Source organism: Paenibacillus borealis, assembly GCF_000758665.1.
Classification (GTDB): Bacteria; Bacillota; Bacilli; order Paenibacillales; family Paenibacillaceae; genus Paenibacillus_AQ; species Paenibacillus_AQ borealis.
Map to the genome: position 1 here is coordinate 519,484 of NZ_CP009285.1, position 21,441 is coordinate 540,924.

Below are 21,441 nucleotides of genomic sequence, written 5' to 3' on the forward strand. Positions count from 1 at the left end.
AATTAGAACAAAACCAGGCACAGCAGCGGAATAAACAAGGCGAAGACAGGCAGCAGGAGCGGGTAGCGTTCACCGGCTATTTGGGCCAAGCGGAACAGCAGCAGTACCACGAGCCCGGTGAGGCCGCAGGTCAGTGCGTCGCCGCCCTGCTCGGAAGCGAGCCACAGGCCGGCGCCATAACCGGCTACGGCGTATAACACCAGGGCCGGACTGAGCGTAGTGGAGCGGAACATGCGCAGCAGCGCATCGGCAAGTATCGCCGCCGGTAAGCCGTAAGCGTAAATGGCATAGGGCACTGATACCGGCCAGCCATCCGGAATTCCGCCTTCGTATCCATGGCCCAGCATAAACAGGGAAACGAGAATAAAGGTCAGTCCGGCGGCCGACAGCTTGGTCAGTGCGTACATGCCCGCAGTCAGGCGGACAGAAGGCAGATCATAATCCTTATGTGTGGTCATCGATAAACATCCTTTCGGGGTGGGTGAAGGAGCACGGCCGGAATGACCGGACGAATCAGGCGCATGAATCAGCTTGTAACCATGTCCCCTCCGTTAACATGAATACAGGTGCCTGTTACATAAGAAGCATCAGGGCTGGCCAGATAGACATAAGCTCCCGCCAGCTCATAGGGCTGTGCCGCCCGTTTGAACGGAGTATCTGTGCCGAATACACTGACTTTTTCAGCGGAATAGCTGGAAGGAATCAGCGGTGTCCACACCGGACCGGGAGCCACACTGTTGACACGGATGCCGCTGTCCGCCAGGGAAAGCGCCAGGGAGCGGGTGAAGGAGACAACGGCGCCTTTGGTGGATGAATAGTCAATAAGCTCCTTGTTGCCCTGGTAAGCGGTAATGGAGGCGGTGTTAATAATGCAGCTTCCTTTGTGCAGATGCGGGAGCGCGGCCTGGGTCAGGAAGAAGAAAGGGAAGATATTGGTGCGGTAGGTCTGGTACAGCTGCTCCTCAGAGATATCCAGAATACTCTTCTGCGGATATTGGACGCCATGGTTATTCACCAGAATGTCCAGTTTGCCCAAGGTATGCACGGTGTGCTCCACTGCTTCGAAGCAGCACTCTTTATGGCGCAGGTCCGTCTCAATCCGCAGGCAGCGGCGTCCAAGCTCCTCTATCCGGTGCTGCGTGGCCGCGGCATCAGAAGCTTCGTCCAGGTAAACTATGGCAATATCTGCCCCTTCTTTGGCAAAAGCGATGGCAGTTGCCCTTCCAATGCCGCTGTCTCCGCCGGTAATCAGAGCAACCTTTCCTTTGAGCCTGCCGCCACTGCTGTCAGGATTCTCGCTGATCGGACGCGGATTCATCAGGCTCTCCAGACCCGGCTGGCGGTCCTGGTGCTGTGGGGGGAAAGCGATAGGCTGTACGCGGCATACCGTCTTTTCTCCGTAGTAGGGATAAACGGGATTCATCGGGTGATACTCCTCCTTGCCTGTTGGTTCTCCGTATATTGGTATGCATGCGCCCAGAAAAGCGTGCGCAGCTGTCCTTTATCTAGCTATTCTTAAGGCATTATCTTTACATACTAAATACATGGAAATGGAGAGAATAAAAAATGTTATACAGACCAATGACAGCCGATGATTACGAGGCCGCTTATCACTTATGGGAGAATACGGACGGGATGGGCCTTAGTGAAGCGGACTCGCGCGGGGAAATTGTCCGTTATCTGGAACGCAATCCGGGAATCAGCCAGGTATGTGTGAACGAGGACGGCACACTTGCGGGTACCGCGATGTGCGGACATGACGGACGCAGAGGGTATATGTATCATGTGGCGGTCAGCAGCGACAGCCGGGGAAGCGGCGCCGGGCGTGAGATGGTCACGCGCTGCCTGGAGAGATTGCGGGAAGAAGGGATTATGAAATGCCATCTGATGGTGATCGGGCACAACAGTCTGGGCCGCAGCTTCTGGACAGGCACCGGCTGGCAGGAGCGGGATGGGCTTGTACTGTTCTCGCGGAACAGCTGATAGGTCACAAACAATGTAATAGTGTAGCTTTGATGCGGACGCAGTATAATATATAAGAGCTGTACAATGACTGCACTACTCACTGTGCATTATTGAATTTTGATAGCGGGAGATTAGAGCGATGCGGTTTAAGGATGTATTCTCAATAATCGGTCCGGCAATGGTCGGACCTTCCAGCTCGCATACAGCGGGGGCGGCACGGATCGGCAGAGCGGCGCGCCAGGTGCTCGGTGAATTGCCGCGTGAGGCAGAAATCACGTTCTTCGGTTCTTTTGCTGCTACGTATCAGGGACATGGAACAGACCGGGCCATTGCCGGGGGCCTGCTTGACTTCACCACTGATGACCACCGGCTGCCGGATTCCATTGAGCTTGCGGCCGAAGCCGGAATGAAGATTTCCTTCGGCCAGGGAACGGGCTTGTTTCCCCATCCCAATACGGTCCGCTTGCGACTTACCGGCAGCGAGAGCGGCATAGAGCTGACGCTTACCGGAATTTCGATCGGCGGCGGCAACATTGAAATTGTTGATATTGACGGGTTCGGCGTGAAGCTTACCGGCATGTATCCAACCGTGCTGATTAATCATATGGATTATCTGGGGGTACTGGCCAGCGTTACGGATGTAATGCGGCAGGGCCAGTGCAATATTGGCCATATGTCGCTGGACCGCAAGAACCGCAGCGGAGCAGCCTTGACGGTGCTGGAACTGGATGAGGCCGCTACACCGGAGCTGCTGCTGAATCTGCGGGCGCTGCCGGCCGTGAAATCAGTGAAGGTAGTCGATTTGAATGAACAGGTACAAGAACAGAAGGGGAAGGACACTACATCATGAATTTTCAAACACTCAGCCAGCTGGCTGTATTATGTGAAGAGCGGGGACTGGGCATCGGCGCGCTGATGCTTGAGGAGCAAAGCACGGAATCCGGGCGCTCCAAGGAGCAGGAGTTCGCTACCATGAGCCAGTATTATGGCGTAATGAAGGAAGCGGTGCACCGCGGCATGAATGAGGATACCACCTCACGCAGCGGTCTGACAGGACTTGATGCCCAGCGTGTGGCTGCTTACAATGCGGCGGATGAACCTTGTCTTGGCGGTCCTGCCGGTCAGGCCATGGCGTATGCTCTTGCTGTTTCTGAAGTGAACGCTTCTATGGGACGGATTATCGCTACGCCGACCGCAGGCTCCTGCGGAATCATCCCCGGGGTGTTCCTGAGCTGTCAGGAGCGCTTCGGCTGGGATGATGACTATATGGTAACCGGCCTGTTCGCGGCTGGAGCCATCGGGTATGTTATCGCCAACAATTCATTTGTATCGGGAGCAGAAGGCGGCTGCCAGGCCGAGGTCGGTTCGGCCATCGGGATGGCAGCAGGGGCTTTGACCGAAATGCGGGGCGGCACACCGGCGCAAGCCGTGCATGCCGTAGGGCTGGCACTGAAGAATACACTGGGGCTGATCTGCGATCCCGTAGGCGGACTTGTGGAGATTCCATGTATTGTCCGTAACGGCTTCGGTGCTGTAACGGCGCTCGCTGCGGCCGACATGGCGCTGGCTGGTGTCCGCAGTGTAATTCCGTCTGATGAAGTCATCAAGGTCATGCTGGAGGTAGGCTCCGCTATGCCGGAGAAGCACCGCGAGACGGCAGGGGGCGGACTGGCCCAGACTCCAACCGGCCGCAAGATTATGAAGGATTTGCGGAACAAGAAATAATCTGCGGGGGGCCTTCGGACCGCATCAGCTTGCCGGGTCTATAGCATGCGGAACCGTTCAAGCTGATCCCACAGCCCTTCACGCCGGAGAATTTCCGCCTGCTTCGGCCCCATCAGATCGAAATGGGGAAAAGGCTCACGGTTATGAATATATTGTGGCGGAAGACCGTTCTTCCTGCACCAGTCTCTGAGGCGGGACAGGTCGCTGCAGCCGACCTTGGTTACTGTTGTGATGTCAGGAAACCGCTTGTCCAGCCAGTAATGTGTAAGGAACGCAATTTCCCCTGCGGAGACGGCTTGTTTCCAGCGGGCTAGTTCCGCTCTGTGAATGCCAAAGGCCATAGCTGTCATCATCCTTATTGATTATAGTGAATTGATTAAATACAAGACTGCAAGATTGCAAGATACTTCGGGAAAGGGGAGAAGAACATGAACGGGCAAGTTAGAGCGGATATCCGCCCCGGACTTCAGGTTGATATTGTGCTGAAGCAGGATCAGGCAACCGGCAAACTCACACATGGCGCGGTTAAAGATATTCTGACCAATTCGCCCCGTCATCCGCACGGAATCAAGGTGCGGCTGACAGACGGCCAGGTAGGACGCGTCAAGAATATTACGGGCTAAGCAGCATACAAAGAGTGAAGAAGCGCCACGAGCCAGGGCGGCTGTGCAATTGGACGGCCGCTGGGGCAGGGGCGCTTTTTGGTGTGCAGACTGTTGCACATACCGTTGCACAGGCCCCTGCTTAGCGGCCCATAAATTCCTCAACATACTGGTCGGCCTTGGTCTGATTACATAAATTGCAGGCGCAGACGCAGTTGTCCGGCGTAGTGTGTCCGCCCTTGGCACGGGGCAGCAGATGGTCGATCGTATCCCCGTATAAGCCGCAGAAATGGCAGATATACTGGTCCCGGGTCAGAATATAGGCGCGGAAATCCTTATTGCTGTATAAGCGGCGGATCGTACGGCGGTTCACGACAACTGCGGCATGCTCCCGGACAAGTGTTACCGCAAGCGCAAGATCAATCTCCTGATGCCAGCGCCGGCCTTTGTCGCTGTGCCCGCGCATCAGAATCATACCCTTGCCGGAAGGGATGAGTGCAGAAGCATCCTGGGGATCGGGCTTCGGTCCCCGCTGCTGGGGGAGGGTACGTCCCGTATCTGCACTTCGCGGACGGGTCTTGCTCTTGGGGCCGGTGGTACCCGAGCTGCCCCGGGCTTCCTTGACCCGTTCAGGCAAGGAGGGTTGACGGCCCTGGGCAGCAGACGGTCTGGCAGCGCCTGAGCCTGCTCCGGAGATAGAGACCGTTGCTTTATCCTGCTTGGCAGTCCCTGGACTGAGCGGACGTTCCGGCAGAGCAGGCGCTGAGCTTGGACGCGGCGGCGCTGCCGCAGCGCCTGCTTCGCGCAGCTTGCGGCATTCCCGGCAGGCACCGCGCCGGGACATTCCCTTAGAGCGCTTGCCTGTGCGCCTGCGGAATTCGGAGAGCGGCTTCAGCTGATGACAATAGGCACATTGTTTAGATGGAGGTAGAATAGTTTCAGTCATAAGTATACTTGGCAGGACGGCCCGGAGCCGCAACTGTCCAATCCCTTCTGTATTTTGAAATAGTAACGTATATGTTGTATACCGCTCATGTGAATTCGATGATTTGCTATTAGTATAGCGTAAAGCACGGACATTCACACGGCAGGCCCAAAAAGCAGTGAATCTCCCGGATTGTGATATCCTTCCCGGCGGCCTTGAGGAAAAACCTGTAAACTCACAAGCAGGGCTGGTCAAGCGTTGATGAAGTTAATATGACATATAATAATTATGAACCAGAGATGAGGAATCTGAATGACCGTTAGCCAAAAAAAGCCCGGAGCCGTAAGACTGCTGTTTGTGCTTCAAGCATTTTTAGGTCTTGGGGCTGTCGCCGGAGGGCTGATCCTGCTCGCCGATCCCAGTGGTGAAATGATCGGAATGCCGGCTTCGATATTGGAAAGGTCGCCGTTTGACAGTTATGAAATTCCCGGTATTCTGCTGCTGATCATTTTTGGGCTGCTGCCGCTGATGGTGCTCTACGGTCTTTATAGGCAGCCTCAGTGGTCCTGGGGCTATGCGCTGACCCCGTTTAAGGCGCTGCATGCAGCATGGAGCTTTTCGCTTTATATCGGCTTTGGGCAGATTATCTGGATTATGGTACAGACATATATGATGGATACCGTTAGCATTGTTCATGTTTTCTATATGTCTTTGGGCATGCTGGTTCAGATCGTTACGCTGCTGCCTGCGGTACAGAGATATTTTATGCTGGACGGCCGTTCTGAAAGAAGTTAGAATGACAGTGAACATAAAAGGGCTTTCATTTGGGCCGCGGGAGTGAACCGGAAATGACTACCATATATGATATTGCCAAAAGAACCGGCTACTCACCAACCACGGTGTCGAAGGCGTTCAATAACTACTCTGACGTGCGGGAGAAGACGCGGCAGGAAATACTGCGTACCGCCCAGGAGATGGGGTATCTGCCGAATGCGCATGCACGTACACTGACGACCAAGAAATCGTGGACGATTGGTGTGCTGTTTGTGGAGAATACGGGAGCGGGTATCCGCCACCCTTTTTTCAGTGCAGTTATTGAGAGCTTCAAGCAGGTTGCCGTAGCCAAGGGTTACGCCCTCATGTTTATTTCGAAGGATGTCGGCGGCAAGAGAAGCGGATATCTGGAGAACTGCCGGATTCGCGGAGTCGATGGGGTTGTAGTGTTCCTCTCTGATTATGAAGACCCGTATTTCCGGGAGCTTCTGGAGAGTGATATCCCTACAGTGATTCTCGATTTTGAAACGGCGTTGTCGCATACGGTCTGCTCAGATAATATGACCGGTGCACTGCAGGCAGTGGAATATCTGGTATCGCTCGGACACAGCAGAATTGCCCATATTTCCGGCGGAGAGAACACCTATCCGGGGAAACAGCGGGAGCTGGGGTACAGAGCGGCGATGGAGCAACAGGGGCTTGAGGTACCGGAAGAATATGTTGCTGAGGGAGCATTCTACTCTCTGGAGAACGGCTACGCTGCAATGAAGTCTCTGCTTGAACTGCCGCAGCGGCCTACTGCTGTTTTTGCTTCGGGCGACTTGCTTGCACTGGGTGCGGTGATGGCTGCTAAGGATCAGGGCCTGTCTGTACCGGAGGACATTTCAGTCATGGGTTATGATGATATCGAGCTTGCCGGATATGTTACACCTGCGCTGACTACCGTCCGCCAGAATACGGAGCTGCTGGGTACCCGGGCGGCGGAGCTTTTGCTGGCTTCGATGAACGGCCCGCATACAAATCAGGAGGCGCTGGTTCTGCCTGTAGAGATCATCGTCAGGGATTCCTGTGCACCGCCGGGCAAGAGATAAAAGTGCGTTCAACCGGGAATGCATTTTTTTTCAGCAAAATCGAAACCGGTTTCGATTTCTTTCGTTTTATTTCGAATTCAAATGATGAAGGAGTGAATCAACATGACAACCGTTCAAACCGTAGTAACCGCCAAAGATACAGAGGATCGTCTGAGTTCCAAAGAAGGTATCCAGTTCAAAGCAGCAACCCCTGGTACAACAGCAGATATACAGCTGCATCCGGAGCAGGAGTTTCAAAAGATCATTGGATTTGGCGGCGCTTTCACTGAAGCGGCTGCCTATACGTTGTCACGGATGAGCCCCGGGAAACGGGCAGAGGTTATCCGGCGTTATTTTCACCCGGTGGACGGGCTGAATTACAATATGGGCCGCGTGCATATCCATAGCTGTGATTTCGCACTCGGTAACTATACCTATGTGCAGGATAATGATACAGAGCTGGCAACCTTCGATATATCACATGATCACCAGTGGGTTCTGCCGCTCATCAAGGATGCTATGGAGGTAAAAGGAGGGCCCTTCACGATGCTGGCTTCGCCTTGGAGCCCGCCGGCCTGGATGAAGACAAACGGGGAGATGAACAACGGAGGTTCGCTTAAGCCGGAATATGCTGCGGTCTGGGCGCGCTATTATACCAAATTCATCGAGGCTTACCGCAAAGAAGGCGTTCCGGTCTGGGCAGTATCCGTGCAGAACGAGCCGGCAGCAGTGCAAGTATGGGACTCTTGTGTATATAGTGCCGAGGAAGAGCGCGATTTCGTCAAAAACCACCTCGGCCCGGTGATGCGCGAAGCCGGGATGGACGATGTGAATATCGTCATATGGGATCACAACCGCGATATTATGATCGAGCGCGTGACACCGATTCTATCCGATCCGGAAGCAGCGCAGTATGTATGGGGAACCGGGATCCACTGGTACGGCGGCGAGGAGTTCGACAAGGTGGAGAAAGTGCATGAGCTTTTCCCGGATAAGCATGTGCTCTTCACCGAAGGCTGCCAGGAAGGCGGCGTTCGTCTGGGTGAATGGTTCACGGGTGAGCGCTACGGCCGGAATATGATCGGTGATCTGAATGCCTGGACAGAGGGGTATCTGGACTGGAATCTGGTGCTGGATGAGACTGGCGGACCGAACCATGTGGGGAATCTCTGCGATGCTCCGGTGATTGCGGATACGACTACGGACGAGGTTCACTATAACAGCTCTTATTATTATATCGGGCATTTCAGCAAGTTCATCGCACAGGGTGCTGTGCGGATCGGGCTGGAGCCGGCGGCTGAGGGCGTATTATCTGCGGCATTCCGCAATCCGGACGGCAGCATTGCTGTTGTACTGATGAATGAAGGCGAAGAGGAACGCTCCCTGACGCTTGGCCTCGGCGGTGAAGTTGCGGAATGCACGCTGCCTGCACATTCCATTGCCACGCATCTGATTTCGCAAGGTTAGGCTTGCTATGGGGAAGCGGAGAGCGGGCAGAGTTGACTCATGCGGGAAGCTGGCAGTATGGAGGTAGAGGGTGGGATTTTGGGTGAGTAGGCTAGATGCGTAGAAGCCGGGAGTTAAGTAGCTAGAAATAGGAGTTAGAAGCTGTAAGCTAAAGTTTGGTTCGGAGTGAGTTCAAGCCCTTCCCTAGCCGTCTGTTGCACTTTGTACACTAGATTTCTCCTATCTCCGCCGAAACTAGCGATCAATTGCACTATGTGCATTAGAATCCTGCGGAAGAGGCATTTTTAGGCAGAAATCCTGAAATCTAATGTATGAAATGCAACAGAAGGCTGCTCGGGGGAGCAATAACACAAATTCTAATGCACAAAGTACAATCACCCAGGAATTGCAATCAGAAAGTTCAGCCTAAGGCGGAGGCTTCTACAGCTCAGTAGCTGAAGCGAAGCCGCGTAGGCGTATACTGATATTTTTAGGAGGAGTAACTATGAGCAATTATTATTTCGATTCAGGTAAATTTGTAATTGAGCAGTTCCATGAAGGCAAACCGTTCGCCAGCTTCCTGCCCGGACTTGCCGGACTGAAGGGGATCCCGATGTGGACGTTCTATGTGAACCGCGGGCAAGGGATCAGCAGCTTCGGAGTGCGGGACAAAAATTCGCCGATCATGGAGTTCTCCCCGGCCAATATTTCTTACAAGAATGTAGCCTCCACCGGATTCCGTACCTTCATTAAGCTGAAAGGTACAGCGGAGATCTATGAGCCATTCCAGTCGGCGCGCCCTGATCCTGCAGCCAAGCGGATCATGACGATTCTGCCGAACGGACTGACCATTGAGGAGTCGCATACAGGACATGGACTGAAGACAACGGTCCATTACTTCAACCTGCCGGGTGATGACTATGCTGCGCTGATCCGGCGGGTGGAGATCGAGAATACCAGCGGGACGGAGCTGGAGCTGGAGCTGCTGGACGGTCTTCCGGAGGTTCTTCCCTTCGGCGTAGCGAACGGGGGCTACAAGGAGATGGGCAACCTGCTGCGCAGCTGGATGGATGTGTATAACCTGGAGAACGGAATTCCGTTCTACAAGCTGCGCTCTAGCACGAATGACGATGCGGAAGTCAGTGAAATCAAGAGCGGACACTTCTACCTCTCCTCCACGGCGGAAGGGGAGCAGCTGTATCCGGTTGTAGACTATGAAGTAATTTTCGGCGGGAATACTTCGCTGACGTATCCGGACCGCTTCGCAGAGCTTCCGCTGACGGAGCTGCTTGCACAGGCACAGTATCCGGTAAATAAGGTGCCATGCGGATTCAGCGGCGCGGCCAGAACGCTTGCGCCGGGGGCTTCCCTGAAGCTGAATACCATTATTGGACATGTGAATGATATTGCCAGAATTAATCATAGGGCGGCTGAGCTCTGCCGCGAGGATTATTTTGCCGCCAAGGCTCTGGAAGCTGCCAGTCTGACCGAGGATTTAACAGCGGATATTGCTACCCGGACCTCCTCGCCGCTGTTCGATGCGTATTGCCGGCAGTCCTATCTCGACAACTTCCTGCGCGGGGGGTATCCGTTTATTTTTGACAACGGGGCTGAAGGCTACGTAGTCCATCTATACTCGCGCAAGCATGGCGATATGGAACGGGATTATAACTTCTTCTCGCTGGCGCCTGAATATTATTCACAGGGCAACGGGAATTTCCGCGATATGAACCAGAACCGCCGCAACGATGTGTTCTTCCATCCGCAGGTAGGCAGCTTCAACATCAAGATGTTCTATAGCCTGATTCAGGCCGACGGTTATAATCCGCTCAGCGTGCAGGGAACCAGCTTTGAAATTCTGCCCGGTGAGGGAGAGAAGCTTAAAGCATGGCTTGCCGGGGCGCTGGCGGAGCATCATGCCGGATTTGAGAAGCTGCTGGCCGGACGCTTCACGCCGGGCAGCCTGATCAACTACATTGCGGATCACAATATTACTTTGAAAATCAGCGAGCAGGAGCTCCTCAGCGGTGTGCTTGCCCTGTCGCAGCAGAATATTGAAGCTGCCTTCGGAGAGGGCTTCTGGTCCGACCACTGGACGTATAATCTTGATCTGGTGGAAGGTTATCTGGATATTTATCCGGAACGGCAGACGGAGCTGCTGTTCGGTGACGAGACGTATACGTTCTACGACAGTCCGGCTTATGTAATGCCGCGCAGTGAGAAATATGTAATCAGCGGCGGGCAGGTCCGGCAATTCGGGGCGCTGCTGGAGGATGAAGAGAAGCTGCATCAACTGAAGCGCAAGATCAGTGATACCCAGTGGCTGCGCACACAAGGCGGGCACGGGGAGATCTACCGGACCAGCCTGTTTGTGAAGCTGCTGTCACTTGCCCTGAATAAATTTGCCACGCTTGACCCTTACGGCATGGGGATAGAGATGGAAGGCAACAAGCCGGGCTGGAATGATGCCATGAACGGGCTGCCGGGACTGGTTGGCTCCGGCATGAGCGAGACCTTCGAGCTCAAGCGGATGCTAGTGTTCATGCTGGAAGCACTGGAGAGCGGCGCTGACCTTCCTTCAGCGGTTATACTTCCGTCAGAGATGGCTCTGCTGCTGGAGCAGGTGGAGCGTGCGGTAACGGAAGTGCTTGACGGTTCGCTGGCCCAATTCCCGTATTGGGACCGCGTGGCTTCGGCGCGCGAGGCTTACCGGGCGGATATCCGCTTCGGGATTACAGGGGAGACGGAAGAAATCTCCCTTGCGGTTATCCGCGGGGCGCTGGGTAAATGGCTGCGCAAGGTAGATCAGGGTATTGAGCGTGCGGTAGGGATTGGCGGCGGACTGGTTCCGACTTATTTCCGCTTCGAGGCCACGCGGTTCCAGCCTGTGACGGATGAATCCGGAGAACCGGTCATCAGCGGCTATGGATTGCCGAAGGCCCGGGTCGAGGAGTTCGAGGCTTCTGCCCTGCCGTATTTCCTGGAAGGCCCTGCCCGCTGGCTCAAAACACTGGACAGCCAGGAAACGGCCAAGGAAATTTACAGCAAAGTGAAACAGAGCGGTCTCTTTGATCCGGTTACATCAATGTACCGGACTTCGGTCTCGCTGGAAGAAGAATCACATGATATCGGCCGGATCCGGGCCTTCACACCAGGCTGGCAGGAGCGGGAGTCCAACTTCCTGCATATGTCGTACAAATATTTGCTTGAATTGCTGAAGGCCGGACTGTATGACGAATTCTACAGCGAGCTGAAGACTTCGCTGATTCCCTTCCTTGACCCCGAGGTATACGGACGCAGTACACTGGAGAATTCCTCGTTCATCTCAACGGGCGGCAATCCGGATCCTGCAACGCATGGCAGAGGTTTTGTGGCCCGGCTGAGCGGCTCTACGGCGGAGTTCCTGAGCATGTGGAGAACGATGATGGCCGGCAGCCGGCTGTTCTCTGTGGAAGGCGGCGAGCTAACCCTGGCGCTTGAGCCGGCACTTCCCGGCTGGCTGTTCGATGAGCAGGGCAATCTGTCCTTCACGCTGCTTGGCAGTACGGAAGTAACGTATTATAATCCGCGTCATGCCGATACCTTCGGCGGCAGCAAGGCGGTCATTCAGGATCTGACGCTGGTATTCCGGAGCGGAGAAGAGCGCGTGATTGCCGGCGGTCTGCTGCGCGGTGCGGATGCCGAGGCGCTGCGCCGTGGAGAGATTGCCGCCATCCGTGCGGTAATGGAATAATCAGAATCTGCAATTCCGGCAGATAGAGGTAGAGGAAGAAAGGAGAGGAGGCCCATTTGGGCCTCCTTTTGTCTGCCGGGGGTTAGGTGGATTAGAGTGAATTGCACCTGAATCCGCGGGGAGTGGGCGGGAAGCGGAAATGAGGGGCAGAGGTGCCCCTGAATCCGCGGGGAGTGGGCGGGAAGCGGAAATGAGGGGCAGAAGTGCCCCTGATTCCGCCAGAAGCGGGCGGGAAGGAGAAATGAGGGGCAGAAGTGCCCCTGAATTCGCCAGAGTGGGCGGGAAGGAGAAATGAGGAGCAGAAGTGCCCCTGAATCCGCCGAAAGCGGGCGGGAAGGAGAAATGAGGAGCAGAAGTGCCCCTGAATCCGCCGAAAGCGGGCGGGAAGGAGAAATGAGGAGCAGAAGTGCCCCTGAATCCGCCGAAAGCGGGCGGAAAGGGTGAAATGAGGAGCAGAAGTGCCCCTGAATTCGCCAGAAGTAGGCGGAAAGGAGAAATGAGGAGCAGAAGTGCCCCTGAATCCGCCGAAAGCGGGCGGGAAGCGGAAATGAGGAGCAGAAGTGCCCCTGAATTCGCCGAAAGCGGGCGGGAAGCGGAAATGAGGAGCAGAAGTGCCCCTCAATCCGCCAGGAGTGGGCGGGAAGGAGAAATGAGGAGCAGAAGTGCCCCTGAATCCGCCGGAAGCGGGCGGAAAGGGTGAAATGAGGAGCAGAAGTGCCCTTGAATCCGCCAGGAGTGGGCGGAAAGGTGAAATGAGGAGCAGAAGTGCCCCTCAATCCGCCAGAAACAGGCGGAAGGAGCAACCCAGAGGGATAAGTAGCTTTGAATTTGTCCTAAACGGGCAGTGTAGCACTCACCCATGCAAGCGCGGAAGGGATTTGGAACGGGAGGAGTCAATAGCTGTGCAAGTTCAGGCTTTCCCGCGGCCAGGTCCCGCGGCGGTTGAGTTTTTTAGCCAAGCCGAAAAATGAGCCCCCAAATACGAAATCTGGGACCTTACGCCAATAAACTAAAACGCATACAATAAATACATAGAGATGAAAACGCTTCACACAATAAAGTGGGTATTTTGGAGGTCCATACGATGGAGAACAAACGAAACGCCGAAGTCAATCCGGCGATGAAACCGCTCATTCCGGCTTCAATCGAAACCGGTTCAGGTCGCAAAAAAACACTCTGGAGGAGATTCGTAGCCCAGCGTCATCTGCAGACCATGGCACTGCTTGGGGTAGTCTGGATGATCATATTCAACTACATCCCGATCTACGGCTTGATTATTTCCTTCAAGGAATATAATATCGTCAAGTCGATTGCCGAAGCCCCCTGGGTGGGTCTGGAGCATTTCAGGGAACTGTTCGCAGATGAGGATCTGCCGAATGTCATCCGTAATACGCTCGGCATCAGCTTGATCAAGCTGCTTATCGGATTTCCGCTGCCGATCATATTCGCACTGTTTCTGAATGAAGTACGGTCCATCCGATTCAAGAAGACGATTCAGACGATTTCTTATCTGCCGCATTTCCTCTCCTGGGTTGTCCTTGGCGGCATTCTGGCCACCTGGCTCGCGGATGTAGGGATTATCAATAATATTCTGCTTGCACTGAATTTCATTGACAAGCCGATCACTTACCTGGCTGAACCGAGTTATTTCTGGACGATAATCATCACCTCAGACATTTGGAAGGAGCTTGGCTGGTCAGCGATTATCTACCTCGCGGCGATCGCCGGTGTGTCTCCGGAAATGTATGAAGCAGCAACGATTGACGGCGCAGGACGTTTCCAGAAAATGTGGTTTGTCACTCTGCCGGCCATCCGGGCCACGATCAGCATCCTGTTCGTCCTGGCAGTCAGCGGCGTACTGAACTCGAACTTCGACCAGATTCTGGTCCTGCGAAATTCGCTTAACGACAGTACTTCCAATGTAATTGATTACTATATCTATCAGACAGGTATTGTCTCCAACCGCTTCTCCTATTCTGCGGCGGTCACCCTGGTCAAAGCGGTCATTGCACTGATTCTGCTGCTGATTGCCAATCAGGTATCCAAAAAAATCAACGACACGTCGCTGTTCTAGGACAAGGAGGACCTATATATGTTTGCTCTCAAACGTAAAACCAAAGGCGAAGCTTTTTTCGATATCGTCAATAATCTGGTTATGCTCTGTATCTGCTTCCTGACGCTGTATCCAATCTGGTATGTGCTCGTCAACGCCTTCAACGACGGCAATGATGCCATGCTCGGCGGGATTTACTGGTGGCCGCGGATGTTCACCCTGAAGAACTTCGATGCGGTATTTGCAAGTCCGGGGATTATGCTGGCGATGGGGGTTACCGTACTCAAGACAGTCATTGGTGTGGCTCTGCATGTATTCTTCACAGCGATGGTAGCTTATGCCTTGTCCCGCAAAGATCTGGTTGGCGGCAAGCTCTACATTCTGATCGGCACCATTACACTGTTCTTCAACGGCGGTCTGATTCCGACCTTCCTGCTGATGCGCGATCTGCATTTACTGGATAACTTCATGGTCTATATCATTCCCGTAATGTTCAGCTTCTTCGATCTCATCATCTTCATGACCTTCTTCCGGGAGATTCCCGACGGTCTGGATGAGGCGGCGCGGATTGACGGAGCCAACGACTGGTCCATCTTACTGCGGATCGTGCTTCCGGTCTCCATGCCGGTTATTGCTACCATTGCGCTGTTCCACGGCGTCTATCAATGGAATGATTATTTTGCCGGTATTATCTATGTGAACAATGTAGACCTGCAGCCGATTCAGACCTATCTGTTCCGGGTCGTGGCCCAGTCCAGCTCCAATACGATGATGGTTGCTGTCCAGGGCAGCGCGGCTACAAGGTCGGTAACTTCCCAGTCCATCAAGCTGGCAACCATGGTTGTCACTACGCTGCCAATCGTGTTCGTCTATCCGTTCCTGCAGCGCTATTTCGTGAAGGGCATGATGATCGGCTCCATCAAGGGCTGATGATCTGCAAACCACAAGGTAACTCCTCCGGTGTCCGGATGTCTTGCGGGCAACGGTGTTGAGCTTATAATTAATAATTTCTAGAAAAGGGGTAAACAAAACATGGGCATGAAACATAAGCCAAAGAAAATGGTCTTACTGCTCTTGGGACTAATGTTGACATTCTCGGCTGCGGGCTGTTCAAGCAATAATAATGCCGCAAACGGAAATACAGCGACGGAGAAGCCGGCTACGGAAGCTACAGAGGCACCGGCAACCAATGCAACAGAAACTACAGCTCCGGCAGCAACAGGCGATGAGCCAGGCTGGATGAGCGACACTTCACCAATCACCTTCGACTGGTATCTGAACTTTGCCTGGTTTGCCAACAAATGGGGCGTAGATCCAACTTCGCAATATGTTACGAAAAAGACCGGTGTAAACGTTAACTTTATCGTTCCTGCCGGAAATGAGAACGAAAAGCTGAACACAATGATCGCTTCCGGTAAGCTGCCGGACTTCATCACTCTCGGCTTCTGGGAAGATGCCATCAAGAAAATGGTTGAAGGCGAAATGGTTCTTCCGCTGAATAAGCTGGCTGAAGAATATGACCCTTACTTCTTCAAGGTATCTGATAAAGATAAGCTGGGCTGGTACACACAACCAGACGGCAACGTATACGGCTATCCTAACTCTTCCTCATCTCCTGCCGATTACGAGAAATATGGTGATACTTATGTATCCAACCAGACTTTCGTAGTACGTAAAGATATTTATGAAGCCATTGGCAGCCCTGATATGCGTACGCCTGAAGGATTCCTGGCTGCGCTGAAAGCTGCACAGGAGAAATTCCCTGAAGTGAACGGCCAGCCGCTGATTCCGCTCGGCTTGCATGAATTCACCGAGAACGGCAATGACTCGCTGGAAGGCTACATTCAGAACTTCTTGGCTATCCCTTGGGAAAAAGACGGCAAGGTGTATGACCGTGAAACTGATCCTGAATACGTGCGCTGGATGAAGACACTCCGTCAAGCTAACCAGGATGGACTCTTGGCAAAAGATATCTTCATCGACAAGCGTGCACAAATGGAAGAAAAGATTGTGCAAGGACGCTATTTCGCAATGCTGTACCAACGTACTGACTTTGCTTCCCAGCTCGGAACGATTTCCCAGAAAAATCCTGACCAGGTCTACATTGCTGTAGACGGCCCAGCCAATACCAAGCTGGATCCGCCTACCCTGAACGGCCCTGGGATCTCCGGCTGGACGGTTACCCTGATCTCCAAGGATGTTAAGGATAAAGAACGTGCAATTAAATTCCTCAGCTATCTGAACAGTGAAGAAGGCCAAAAGGATCTTTATCTGGGCGAAAAAGGGGTCAGCTATGATACAATTGATGGCAAAGACCAATTCCTGCCTGAAGCACTCACTTTGGCGAACACAGACCGTGCAGCATTCGATAAGAAATATGGATCTTCATTCACCTTCTGGATGATGCAGAATACGAATATTACCGACCAGTGGAAACCAGAATCTGTTGAGCCGTATAAACAACTGGAAGACTGGACCAAAGGCAAATCGATCAACACTTCGGAATTCCAGCTGATTGATCCTAGCGGTAACTCACCGGAAGGCATTATCGCCACCAAGCTGAAACAACTGCGCGGCAAAACCATGCCGAAGCTGCTTATGGCTGAATCCGATGCGGAATTCGACAAGATCTGGACTGACTATAACGCCAAAAAAGAGAAGGATGGTCAAGCGACCTTCGATGCTTACCGCCAGACCAAGTATGAAGAGAACAAAAAGAAACTCGGAATGTAAGCTTAACTATAGGACCCAATTGCCCGCTGACTGCGGGCTTTTGGGTTATTTTCAAGATATAAGGCTTAAGTTTCGCCAATAACGGAGAGGTGAGCATGCGCGAACGAACAGGAGCATTATGGAATTCCTTCCGCTATTGGCTCGGACGGAGATCACTGCAAAGCCGGCTGGTTGTGGCTTATATCTTCATTATTCTGGGACCCAGTCTGCTGGTGTCCTTCTATTCGTACAAGGCGATTAACAATACCTATATGCGTGATTCCATAGAGAAGAACAGCTATCTGCTGCAAATGGAGAAGCTGCATGTGCTCAATCAGATTGAGGCGATGGAACGGGCGGCCCAAATGGCCTATTCGGATAAAACAGTGCAGAATTATCTTATCAACGAGAGCGATCCGACGCTTGGGGAGCTGATTGATTTCAATACGACCAGCTTTGTGAATCTCAGCCAGATCCAGTTTAACAATCCGAACATTGAGCACCTGTATCTGTATTCCAGCAGCAATAATATGTATGAACTGTGGCCGGTTATTTTCCGCGAGTCGCGGGTCTCCATGGAACCCTGGTTTCAAAAGGCATTGCGGGTGGAGGGGCGGAATATGTGGGCCTTCCAGAACTCTGACATCGATTTGATGCTGCGGTTCTCGGAGGAAGTGGAGCAGGGCCAGCCCAAGGTATCGCTGCTGCGCGAGATCAGTATTCCTGCCGGACATCACATCGGGATGATTCAGGTGGATATGCTGCTGAGTAAATTTACACCGAAGACGTATACCTCCGTGCAGGATAATGAATCCCAGATGATTCTTGCGGATGATGAGCTGAACCTGTTTGCCCGGACAGACAACTCTTTTCTGCAAAACAACTCAGGGCTTAACGCGGCAATCAAAGACCGGCTGGCTGCGTTCCGGAAGACCGGTGAATGGCAGATGGATTATAAGGAGAACGGGAATTCCTTCATGCTGATTCAGGCTCCGCTGGAGCAGATTAATGCTTCTCTGGTCACTGTGGTCTCGATGAAAGGCGTGATGATGGATATCTCACGTACCCGTAATTTGATTATCGGGGTCAATATTGGCTTCATCTTCCTGGTCACCGCAATAGCATATGTACTGAATGCATTCATCCTGAAGAATCTCCGCCGTTTGACAGAAACGATGAAGAGAGTCCGCCGGGGAGAGCCATATGGCAGCATCCGCGTCAGCGGGGGCGGCGAAGTCGGAGAGCTTGCCCATCATTTCTCCAAGCTGATGAATACGATTAACACGCTGGTGGCGCAGGCTGTCCATAAGCAGGCGCTGTCGAAGGAAGCTGAACTGCGGACGCTGCATAATCAGATTGATGCCCATTTCCTCTACAATACGCTGGAAAATATCAAAATGCTGGCAGAGATTGAGAACCAGCGGACGATCTCGGATGCGCTTACCCGGCTTGGCGGCATGATGCGCTATAATTTCAAATGGACGGGTGAATACGTGAAGCTGAAAGACGAGATCCGCCATATCCAGAACTATATAGAGGTTATGAATATAAGATTCGAACATACCATTGGACTGGAGCTTAATATTGACAGCGCTTATCTGGAAGTGGAGGTGCTCAAAATGTCGCTGCAGCCGATTGTTGAAAACAGTGTGAAGCATGCCTGGAATGCGGACGGGGTAGAGCTCACGGACCGCGTTGTGCGGATTGATATTACGGAGGCCGAAGGGGATATCTTCATCGCGCTGCGCGATAATGGTCTCGGACTGACTCCGCAGCAGCTGGCCCAGCTGCATGAGGCGATATATGCCAAGGAGGAGCCGGGGGCTGACCCTTCGGGAACCAGCAGCGGCGGATATAAGTCGGGAGGCGTAGGACTGCGCAATGTGCATCAGCGTCTGCAGCTGTTCTACGGTGAGGAGTACGGGCTGGAAGTGCAGAGCGAGGCAGGGAAATGGACAACTGTGTTCATGTCACTGCCCAAAGTTCTATTGACGGGGGATAACTAGCTATGACCAATCTGCTGATTGTGGATGATGAAAAAATGATCCGTCAAGGCCTGAAGGCGATGATCGAACGGGAATATCCGTCTGTCTACAGCATCACGATGGCAGGCAACGGCGCGGAAGCGCTGGAGCTGTACAAGCAGGAGCGGAAGGATGTCATTATTACGGATATCCGGATGCCGATTATGGATGGGATTACGCTGCTGGAACGGTTGTCGGCGGAAGCAGGCGAAGGGGAACCTCCGGCTGTCATTATCTTAAGCGGCCATGATGATTTCGAATATGCCAAAAGCGCGATCCGCTACCGCGTGAAGGATTATCTGCTGAAGCCGATCCGCCGTGAAGAGCTGTTTGAGATTCTCGAACGGATCGGCAAGGAGGGAATGGACCGGGAGTCGAGCAGCCACAGGCAGAAGCAGGAGGCGGAAGGCTACCGCCGTGAGCTGCGGGTTGCCCGTCTGCGGGGGCTTTTGATGCAGCGGGAGGTAGAGGCATCGGCAGCACAGCTGGAGGAGCTGTCGGCGCTGCAGATTCCTTTTACAGTAGGAGTAGTGAATTATTATCACCGGGACGGCGTGCGGATGAAGCACGGAGAGGTCCAGGGAGTACTGGAGCGGCTGATCGGGCCGCTGGAACAGAAATTTACGGAGATCCTGACCGATTGGGACGGGAAGCTTGTACTGGTCGGGAACGGGGAGAGCTTCCTGGAGCTGGCCGGTAAGGCTGAGGCCAAAGACCTTAAGAGGCTGCTCATCGGCATCAGCAGTGAGAGCCGGAGTCCAGAGCAGTTCCGTGCCTGTTATATGGAGGCCTACCGGGCGCTGCAGTATACTTTTCTGTCCCCGCAGGCCAGCTTTGTCGACTATAAGGATATCCGCACCGGGCGCCTGAGCTTCCCTTCACCGGAAGAGGAGCTGCGCAAGCTGCTTAATATGCTGGGAACCGAGCGTGAGAAGGAGATCAAGACACTGCTTGGTGTTATTTTTCAGACGGATCATTTGCTGCACTTAGATTTGGATTACCTGGAGAATGTAGGGCGGAGTATTAATGAACGGGTGCTGGATGAAGTATTCCGTGTGCATGGAGAGGCCTCGGTGGAAGTGCTGAAGCTGTACCGCGCGGTCGGCAACCTGTATAATTTCCGCAATTTCCACGACTATTACCGGGCACTGGAGCATTTGCTCCTTAGTGTGAACGATTATATTATAGGAATAAGATCTGCTCATACCGAGCATGCCGATATGGAAGAAGCGCTGGCGTATATTGAAGCGAATTATGCCCGTCCGCTGAATATGGCGATGGTCAGCAATTATGTGTCGCTTAATTATTCTTATTTCAGTGAAGCCTTCAAGGCTTATACCGGGGAGAGCTTTGTACTGTATCTCAAAAAAGTCCGTATCCGCCACGCCAAGGAAATGCTGGCCGATAACTCCGTCAAGCTGGCCGGGGTCTCTGAGGCGGTAGGTTTTGAGAACAGCAAGCAATTCGCGCGTGTCTTTAAGGAGCTGGAGGGCATTTCTCCCGGTGAGTACCGGGCGAAGCAGCTAATGGAACGTTATTCGGGCCAGGCGGAGGATAAGGAATCTTAAAATACGAACAATGGATGGTTCGAAGCTGGAGGCAATGGAATGGAAGAAGTACAAGGAACACTGATTACTGTAGATACACTTGCCGCTGACTTCCGGAAGCTGGGCGTGCGTGAAGGGAAGACTTTGCTGCTGCATTCTTCCTTTAAATCACTGGGGCAATGGGTAGCAGGCGGTCCGGTTGCGGTTATCCTGGCGCTGGAGAAGGTGCTGGGCGAAGCAGGAACGCTCGTTATGCCGACGCAATCCTCGGATCTGACCGATCCGTCAGGCTGGAGCAACCCGCCGGTGCCGGAGGCCTGGTGGCCGGGCATCCGGGAGCATATGCCTGCTTATGATCCGGACTTGACCCCGCTTAGAGGGATGGGAGTGATTCCCGACTGCTTCCGCAAGCAGCAGGGCGTCCGGCGCAGCAGCCATCCGATTGATTCTTTTGCCGCATGGGGGAAGCACCGGGACTTCATTCTTGACGGGCATAGCCTGGAGTACGCCTTCGGTGAGCAGTCTCCGCTGGCCCGGATCTATGAGCTGGGAGGAAGCGTGCTGCTCCTTGGCGTAGACAATCTTAATAACACCTCACTGCATCTGGCGGAATACCGGGCAGACTATGCCGGGAAACAGGAAGTCATGGCTGCAGCCCCAATGATGGTGGGCGGTGTCAGACAATGGGTGGAGTTCAGTGATTATAACTGGAACTCGGATGATTTCACGGAGCTGGGCGCGGACTTTGGCCGGGAGACCGGGCTTATTGCCAGCGGCCTGGTGGCCGCATCGGCGGCACAGCTGATTCCGCAGCGGGAGATTGTGGATTATGCGGTCAAGTGGCTGGAACGCAAACGGGCGTAAG

18 protein-coding genes are annotated in these 21,441 nt (G+C 53.6%); 14 read left to right on the forward strand and 4 right to left on the reverse strand.

What is annotated here, in order from left to right:
• Positions 1 to 2 precede the first annotated feature (2 nt).
• A complete protein-coding gene (locus tag PBOR_RS02270; protein WP_042210239.1) occupies positions 3 to 458 on the reverse strand; it encodes a hypothetical protein in 456 nt (151 codons plus the stop codon).
• Positions 459 to 526: 68 nt separating this feature from the next.
• Entirely contained in the window at positions 527 to 1,423 is an 897-nt protein-coding gene (locus tag PBOR_RS02275; protein WP_042210240.1) for an SDR family oxidoreductase, read from the reverse strand.
• A 143-nt stretch (positions 1,424 to 1,566) separates the two neighbouring features.
• On the opposite strand from PBOR_RS02275, the gene PBOR_RS02280 reads away from it, so the two are divergent.
• The 3 genes from PBOR_RS02280 to sdaAA all read left to right on the forward strand — a co-directional run bounded on the left by PBOR_RS02280 (position 1,567) and on the right by sdaAA (position 3,690).
• Positions 1,567 to 1,983, forward strand: a complete 417-nt coding sequence (locus PBOR_RS02280; RefSeq protein WP_042210241.1) for a GNAT family N-acetyltransferase — start codon at positions 1,567 to 1,569, stop codon at positions 1,981 to 1,983.
• 121 nt (positions 1,984 to 2,104) lie between these two features.
• Positions 2,105 to 2,815, forward strand: coding sequence for an L-serine ammonia-lyase, iron-sulfur-dependent subunit beta (sdaAB, locus tag PBOR_RS02285; RefSeq protein ID WP_042210242.1), 711 nt, complete (start codon positions 2,105 to 2,107; stop codon positions 2,813 to 2,815).
• Positions 2,812 to 3,690: an L-serine ammonia-lyase, iron-sulfur-dependent, subunit alpha gene (gene sdaAA / locus PBOR_RS02290; RefSeq protein ID WP_042210243.1), complete on the forward strand. Its 879-nt coding sequence runs from the start codon at positions 2,812 to 2,814 to the stop codon at positions 3,688 to 3,690. Before sdaAB ends, sdaAA begins: the two co-directional genes overlap by 4 nt.
• A 38-nt stretch (positions 3,691 to 3,728) precedes the next feature.
• Here sdaAA and PBOR_RS02295 read toward each other — a convergent pair whose 3' ends face one another.
• Positions 3,729 to 4,031 (reverse strand): hypothetical protein, encoded by a 303-nt coding sequence (locus PBOR_RS02295; RefSeq protein WP_042210244.1) that lies wholly within the window; start codon positions 4,029 to 4,031, stop codon positions 3,729 to 3,731.
• Between the two features lie 87 nt (positions 4,032 to 4,118).
• Between PBOR_RS02295 and PBOR_RS02300 the strand changes: the two genes are divergently transcribed.
• Positions 4,119 to 4,313: a YwbE family protein gene (locus tag PBOR_RS02300; RefSeq protein WP_042133109.1), complete on the forward strand. Its 195-nt coding sequence runs from the start codon at positions 4,119 to 4,121 to the stop codon at positions 4,311 to 4,313.
• Positions 4,314 to 4,434: 121 nt separating this feature from the next.
• Here the strand turns inward: PBOR_RS02300 and PBOR_RS36000 are convergent, their stop codons facing one another.
• A complete protein-coding gene (locus tag PBOR_RS36000) occupies positions 4,435 to 5,238 on the reverse strand; it encodes an HNH endonuclease (RefSeq protein ID WP_042218827.1) in 804 nt (267 codons plus the stop codon).
• 291 nt (positions 5,239 to 5,529) lie between these two features.
• Between PBOR_RS36000 and PBOR_RS02310 the strand changes: the two genes are divergently transcribed.
• From PBOR_RS02310 to PBOR_RS02360, 10 genes are all read left to right on the forward strand, one after another.
• Positions 5,530 to 6,012, forward strand: a complete 483-nt coding sequence (locus PBOR_RS02310; protein WP_042210245.1) for a hypothetical protein — start codon at positions 5,530 to 5,532, stop codon at positions 6,010 to 6,012.
• A gap of 53 nt (positions 6,013 to 6,065) precedes the next feature.
• On the forward strand, positions 6,066 to 7,082 hold the full coding sequence (locus PBOR_RS02315) for a LacI family DNA-binding transcriptional regulator (protein WP_042210246.1): 1,017 nt from the start codon (positions 6,066 to 6,068) through the stop codon (positions 7,080 to 7,082).
• A gap of 102 nt (positions 7,083 to 7,184) precedes the next feature.
• Positions 7,185 to 8,528 (forward strand): glycoside hydrolase family 30 protein, encoded by a 1,344-nt coding sequence (locus tag PBOR_RS02320; protein WP_042210247.1) that lies wholly within the window; start codon positions 7,185 to 7,187, stop codon positions 8,526 to 8,528.
• A gap of 484 nt (positions 8,529 to 9,012) precedes the next feature.
• On the forward strand, positions 9,013 to 12,240 hold the full coding sequence (locus PBOR_RS02325) for a hypothetical protein (RefSeq protein WP_042210248.1): 3,228 nt from the start codon (positions 9,013 to 9,015) through the stop codon (positions 12,238 to 12,240).
• Between the two features lie 1,084 nt (positions 12,241 to 13,324).
• Positions 13,325 to 14,314, forward strand: coding sequence for an ABC transporter permease (locus PBOR_RS02335; protein WP_042210250.1), 990 nt, complete (start codon positions 13,325 to 13,327; stop codon positions 14,312 to 14,314).
• 18 nt (positions 14,315 to 14,332) lie between these two features.
• On the forward strand, positions 14,333 to 15,223 hold the full coding sequence (locus tag PBOR_RS02340; RefSeq protein ID WP_042210251.1) for a carbohydrate ABC transporter permease: 891 nt from the start codon (positions 14,333 to 14,335) through the stop codon (positions 15,221 to 15,223).
• Between the two features lie 102 nt (positions 15,224 to 15,325).
• Positions 15,326 to 17,026: a type 2 periplasmic-binding domain-containing protein gene (locus PBOR_RS02345; RefSeq protein ID WP_042210252.1), complete on the forward strand. Its 1,701-nt coding sequence runs from the start codon at positions 15,326 to 15,328 to the stop codon at positions 17,024 to 17,026.
• A 95-nt stretch (positions 17,027 to 17,121) separates the two neighbouring features.
• Positions 17,122 to 19,011: a cache domain-containing sensor histidine kinase gene (locus PBOR_RS02350; protein ID WP_042210253.1), complete on the forward strand. Its 1,890-nt coding sequence runs from the start codon at positions 17,122 to 17,124 to the stop codon at positions 19,009 to 19,011.
• A gap of 2 nt (positions 19,012 to 19,013) precedes the next feature.
• Positions 19,014 to 20,597 carry a response regulator transcription factor gene (locus tag PBOR_RS02355; protein ID WP_042210254.1) on the forward strand — a complete coding sequence of 528 codons (1,584 nt, stop codon included), beginning with the start codon at positions 19,014 to 19,016 and terminating at the stop codon, positions 20,595 to 20,597.
• A gap of 39 nt (positions 20,598 to 20,636) precedes the next feature.
• Entirely contained in the window at positions 20,637 to 21,440 is an 804-nt protein-coding gene (locus PBOR_RS02360) for an AAC(3) family N-acetyltransferase (RefSeq protein WP_042210255.1), read from the forward strand.
• Position 21,441 lies beyond the last annotated feature (1 nt).